The 4,841-nt window shown below is 71.4% G+C and carries 7 protein-coding genes and 1 pseudogene; 3 read left to right on the forward strand and 5 right to left on the reverse strand.

The genetic code is table 11. The annotated features are described in order from the left end of the window. Positions 1 to 110, forward strand: a pseudogene (locus HCN56_RS27470) (aminodeoxychorismate/anthranilate synthase component II); the annotation flags it as partial. A gap of 93 nt (positions 111 to 203) precedes the next feature. Here HCN56_RS27470 and HCN56_RS23625 read toward each other — a convergent pair. From HCN56_RS23625 to HCN56_RS23635, 3 genes are all read right to left on the reverse strand, one after another. After that, positions 204 to 896, reverse strand: coding sequence for an aminodeoxychorismate/anthranilate synthase component II (locus tag HCN56_RS23625; RefSeq protein WP_167974383.1), 693 nt, complete (start codon positions 894 to 896; stop codon positions 204 to 206). Positions 897 to 930: 34 nt separating this feature from the next. Then, entirely contained in the window at positions 931 to 1,089 is a 159-nt protein-coding gene (locus HCN56_RS23630) for a hypothetical protein (RefSeq protein WP_167974385.1), read from the reverse strand. A gap of 156 nt (positions 1,090 to 1,245) precedes the next feature. After that, positions 1,246 to 1,932, reverse strand: a complete 687-nt coding sequence (locus HCN56_RS23635; protein ID WP_167974391.1) for a DUF881 domain-containing protein — start codon at positions 1,930 to 1,932, stop codon at positions 1,246 to 1,248. A 153-nt stretch (positions 1,933 to 2,085) separates the two neighbouring features. Here HCN56_RS23635 and HCN56_RS27335 point away from each other — a divergent pair, with 153 nt between their 5' ends. Next, entirely contained in the window at positions 2,086 to 2,436 is a 351-nt protein-coding gene (locus tag HCN56_RS27335) for a cell division protein CrgA (protein ID WP_312871404.1), read from the forward strand. 269 nt (positions 2,437 to 2,705) lie between these two features. Here the strand turns inward: HCN56_RS27335 and HCN56_RS23645 are convergent, their stop codons facing one another. Both HCN56_RS23645 and HCN56_RS23650 read right to left on the reverse strand, forming a co-directional pair. Then, complete coding sequence (locus HCN56_RS23645; protein ID WP_167974387.1) at positions 2,706 to 3,596, reverse strand: rhomboid family intramembrane serine protease; 891 nt, start codon at positions 3,594 to 3,596, stop codon at positions 2,706 to 2,708. 155 nt (positions 3,597 to 3,751) lie between these two features. After that, complete coding sequence (locus HCN56_RS23650; protein WP_167974393.1) at positions 3,752 to 4,285, reverse strand: peptidylprolyl isomerase; 534 nt, start codon at positions 4,283 to 4,285, stop codon at positions 3,752 to 3,754. 221 nt (positions 4,286 to 4,506) lie between these two features. On the opposite strand from HCN56_RS23650, the gene HCN56_RS23655 reads away from it, so the two are divergent. After that, the coding region (locus HCN56_RS23655; protein WP_167974389.1) for a DUF5324 family protein at positions 4,507 to 4,841 on the forward strand (335 nt) is incomplete at its 3' end.

The raw sequence follows: 4,841 nt of genomic DNA on the forward strand, positions 1-4,841 counted from the left end.
CGGGGACGGGCGTGTTCGCCGGGCTGCCCTCCCCCCTGACGGTCACCCGGTACCACTCGCTGGCGGTCGTCGAGGGCGCCGATCGCCGCCGCGTAGTCGTCGGGGCCCGGCGTGCCGGTCGGCGGCTCCCAGCCGTGGCCGTCGCCGTGGCCCGCCGCGCTCACCGCGGGCCCCTCGTCACGCCGTCCTCCGCCGCCGGGCGGTCACGCCGCGGTCCGCTCGCCCCGGCGGTCCGCGGACCGCTGCCCGGGGCGGCCCACGACGGGTGCCAGCCCGGCGGACCGGTCCGGAGCCTCCGTGTCGCCGCAGACCGCGAGCCAGTTGGCGAGCATGCGGTGACCACCCTCGGTCAGCACCGACTCCGGGTGGAACTGCACGCCCTCCACCGGGAGGGTGCGGTGCCGCAGCCCCATGACGACGCCCGGGGTGCCGTCGGCGCGTTCGGTGCGGGCGGTGACCTCGAACTCCTCGGGCACAGTGCCCTCGACGACCGCCAGCGAGTGGTACCGGGTGACCGTCAGGGGGGAGGGCAGCCCGGCGAACACGCCCGTCCCCGTGTGCAGCACCGGGGAGGTCTTGCCGTGCAGCAGCTCGGGCGCGCGGTCCACGACGCCGCCGTGGGCCACGGCCATCGCCTGGAGGCCGAGGCAGACCCCGAAGACCGGGACGCCGGTCGCGGCGCAGTGCCGCACCAGCTCGACGCAGACACCGGCCTGTTCGGGCGCACCGGGGCCGGGGGAGAGCAGCACCCCGGCGAAGCCGCCCGCCGCCACGTCCTCCGGGCGCACGGCGTCGTTGCGCCGCACCTCGCACTCGGCGCCGAGCTGGTAGAGGTACTGGACCAGGTTGTAGACGAAGCTGTCGTAGTTGTCGACGACCAGCACTCGGGTAGCCATAGTCGGACTGCTCCTCATTCCTGTCCCTCGGCCGTCATCCCTCGACGGTGACGTCGTTGAACGGCAGCAGCGGTTCGGCCCAGGGGAAGACGACGGTGAAGAGCAGGTAGACCGCACCGACGATCAGGGCCAGTGAGATCAGGGACCGCACCAGCGTGTTGCCCGGCAGGTGCCGCCAGATCCAGCCGTACATGGTGGAGGGTTCCCTCTCTGTCTTCCTCGGTGCCTGGCCCTGCCGCGGGCCGCCCCGCCGGCCGCTGCGCGTGGCCGTGCGAGCCCAAGCGTACGACGCGGGGCGGTGCCGCCGGTCGGCATCACGGTTTTGCGGCGTGATCCCGGGGGCCGGGGGTCACTCCACGGGGGTGGCGTGCTGCAGTTCGGTCGATCCGGTGTAGCCGGGGAGGGTGACCGAGGAGCGCTGGTCGACCTGCCAACCGAGCCCGTACGCCTCGACGTACAGCTGGTACAGCTCGATGGCGGGGGAGGTGTCCAGCGCCTCGCGCAGCCGGTCGGTGTCGCCGACCGCGGTGACCACGTAGGGCGGGGAGTAGAGCTGGCCCTGCAGGATCAGGGTGTTGCCGACGCAGCGGACGGCGCTGGTGGAGATGAGCCGCTGGTCCATGACCTGGATGCCCTCGGCCCCGCCCGCCCACAGGGCGTTGACGACCGCCTGGAGGTCCTGCTGGTGGATCACGAGGTCGTCGGGGCGGGGGTCGCGGACGTCGGGCAGCAGCGGCACGGCGTCCGGGGGCGCGTCGGTGAGGGTGACGGTGAGGCCGTCGCCGGTGATCTCCTCCAGCCCGGCCTCGGCCTCCTGCGCGGCGAGCCGTTCGGCGCCGGCGGGGTCGGCGCCCGCGTCGCGTTCCCGCAACTGCTGGACCTCGGTGCGGAGCTGGGCGGCGGTCGCCTCCAGCCGCGCGTTCTCGCGGCCGCGGTCACGTATGAGGTCCGACATCTGGAGCAGCGAGTCGTCCGTGCGGATGTTGGAACCGCCGGAGACGCTGAAACTGGTCCAGAAGATCAGTCCGGCCAGCATGAAGACACCGATGGTGCCCAACCGCGCCGGGCGGAAGCGGAAGTCCCCCACCGCACCCTGCTCCCTTCATCGACACTTCACGCACTACGCTATCCGAACATCCCGCACCGTGTTCTGCTGTGTGACCGCAGCGCGTAGACAGGAGAGGCTCTCGTGCCGAAGTCCCGGATCCGGAAGAAGAAGGACGGCTCCGCCGCGAAGCCCGAGAAGCAGCAGATCGGCGAGCGGAAGCTCGCAGGTGACGCGAAGGGCGACAAGGGCGACAAGGGCGACCAGAAGGTCGATCGGAAGAAGCCGCAGAAGATCGACATGCGCACCGGTGGCGGTGTGCGTCGCTGGGTGGCGCCGCTGATGCTGGCGCTGTTCGTGATCGGCCTGCTGTGGATCGTCGTGTACTACGTCGCCGAGGGAGACCTGCCGATCGGTGCGATCGGCGCCTGGAACATCGTCGTCGGGTTCGGTTTCATCGGCGCCGGGTTCGTGGTTTCCACGCAGTGGAAATAGCGGCGCCGAGTTATCCACAGGCTGATCGAAGATCACAAAAACTGTGGATAACTCGGCGGCGGTAGGGGGTTCGCGGCGCCGCCGATGCGGCGCCGCACCCATGTTCGCCTGCGGAAACGTCACTCGAACTTAGGTTCGGCGACGGTTGTCCACAGGAGTTGACGAAGCACCTACCGGCTGTGGATAACCAGGTACCCCAGGGTGGTGACCGCAGGTGGTGCCGCACGCGGCGGCACGACCGACCTCGGCACCGAGCTCGGTGCCTCGGGTCAGGAGGTCAGCTGCAGCGTGCGCGCCACACAGACGCCGACCAGCACGAGCAGCACGACCGCGCAGACCCCCACCTGGTAGGCCGTCCGGTTGCGTCGCGGCGCGTGCACCATGCCGTAGGCGATGGCGGCGCCCGCCACCAGCCCGCCGAGGTGCGCCTGCCAGGCGATGTTCAACCCGGGCAGGAAGGTGATCACCAGGTTGACGGCCAGCAGCACCAGCACCGGCCGCATGTCGTACCGCAGCTTGCGCAGCAGCACCGCCAACGCCCCGAAGAGGCCGAAGACGGCACCGGAGGCACCCAGCGAGAACTGGTTCTGCGCCGCCAGCGCGAACGAGGCCGTGGAGCCCGCCAGCGCCGAGATCAGGTACAGCGCCAGGAACCGGCCCCGGCCGAGGGCGGCCTCGAGATTCGGCCCGAGGAACCACAGCGCGAACATGTTGAACGCGATGTGGAAGACGGCCTGGTGCATGAAGGCCGAGGTCAGCAGCCGGTACCACTCGCCGGTGGCGGCGCCGATCAGCTCCGGTGAGCCGGGCGCCCAGGCGTAGCCGAGCATCGCGAAGTCGCGGATCAGCCCGAACTCGCCGCTGCCCAGGTACTCGCTCGCCTTCAGCCCCACGAAGACGGCCAGGTTGACGCCGATCAGGCACAGCGTGACCAGCCTGGTGTCGGTGCGCAGCCGGCCCCCGGCGATCGTGCGCGGCTGGGTGGCCGCGTTCTCGGCGGCACCCTGCCGGACGCACTCGGGGCACTGGTAGCCGACCGCCGCGTCGATCATGCAGTCCGGGCAGATCGGCCGTTCGCAGCGGGTGCAGTGGATGCCGGTGTCCCGCTCCGGGTGGCGGAAGCAGGCGCTCAGGCCGGGCTGCCGCTCGTGCTGCGTCATGGTGTCCTCTCGCCGCCGTGGCCGCGCGGCGCGGCCCTCCCCGGGTCTTCCCCGAGCGGAGCCGGGCACACGCCGGCCCCCTGAATCCTACGGACCAGGGGGCCGGATGGTTCCCGCCCGGCGCCCGGTGGCCGGGGCCGGCGGTGGTGCCGGACTCAGCCGTCGCGGCGCTCGATGGTGACGGACTCCACCACGACGTCCTGCAGCGGACGGTCGGTGCGGGCGTCGGTCGCGGTGCCGGCGATCGCGTCGACGACCTTGCGGCCCTCGGCGTCGGTCACCTCACCGAAGATGGTGTGCTTGCCGGTGAGCCAGGTGGTGGCGCCGACGGTGATGAAGAACTGCGAGCCGTTGGTGCCCGGGCCCGCGTTGGCCATGGCGAGCAGGTACGGCTTGGTGAAGGCGAGGTCGGGGTGGATCTCGTCACCGAACTCGTAGCCCGGGCCGCCGGTGCCGTTGCCCAGGGGGTCGCCGCCCTGGATCATGAAGCCGCTGATGACACGGTGGAAGACCGTGCCGTCGTAGAGCTTCGTGGCGGCCTGCTCGCCCGTGGCCGGGTTGGTCCACTTGCGGGTGCCCTCCGCGAGTTCCACGAAGTTCTTCACCGTCTTCGGCGCGTGGTTCGGGAAGAGCTGGACCTCGATGGGGCCATGATTGGTCTTCAGGGTCGCGAAGAGCTGCTCGGCCACGTTGTACCTTCCGTCGTCCTTGGGCTGACCGTGCATGATCCTCCCATGCCCGCGCGACACGCGGTGCCCCGGATGCCCGTTTCGCGTGCCTGAGCCGCTCTCACCCGGCATGATTTGCGTACGAGTGGACAGGCGGCACAGCGGTGCCAGGCGTCTGTTGAGACTGCTGGATGACCGCACGATGACCGCAACAGCGAACCACCGACAGGAGGGTCTGTCCCGTGAACCGCAAAGAACGCGTGCGCGCCGCCGGCGACAACGCGAGGGAGACCGCGCGTCACGCGGCGGACGTGGTGGGGCCCTACGCCGCCTCCGCCCGGGAGTCCGCGTCGCAGTACGCCCACGACGCGAGCGCCTACCTGAAGCCCCGTGCCCGCAAGGCGGCCTGCGCCGCCCGTGAGAACTACGCCTCCCACGTCGTGCCGCGGCTGGAGCAGGCCCGCCAGTCGCTGCCCGAGGGCGTCGACGAGGCCGCAGGCCGCGCAGCCGACCGTACCCGTGACGTCGCCCGCAAGGCGCGCGCCGCCGCCGCTCCGCGGCTGGAGCAGGCCCGCGC

Origin of the sequence: Streptomyces lonarensis (assembly GCF_012033735.1) — a bacterium.
GTDB lineage: Bacteria > Actinomycetota > Actinomycetes > Streptomycetales > Streptomycetaceae > Streptomyces > Streptomyces lonarensis.

What these genes read in the sequence shown, in the direction of transcription:
- HCN56_RS23635 (WP_167974391.1), bottom strand. Translation starts at nt 1,932, where the DNA reads ATGCTGGCCGGACTGATCTTCTGGACCAGTTTCAGCGTCTCCGGCGGT.
- HCN56_RS23645 (WP_167974387.1), bottom strand. Translation starts at nt 3,596, where the DNA reads ATGACGCAGCACGAGCGGCAGCCCGGCCTGAGCGCCTGCTTCCGCCAC.
- HCN56_RS23630 (WP_167974385.1), bottom strand. Translation starts at nt 1,089, where the DNA reads ATGTACGGCTGGATCTGGCGGCACCTGCCGGGCAACACGCTGGTGCGG.
- HCN56_RS23625 (WP_167974383.1), bottom strand. Translation starts at nt 896, where the DNA reads ATGGCTACCCGAGTGCTGGTCGTCGACAACTACGACAGCTTCGTCTAC.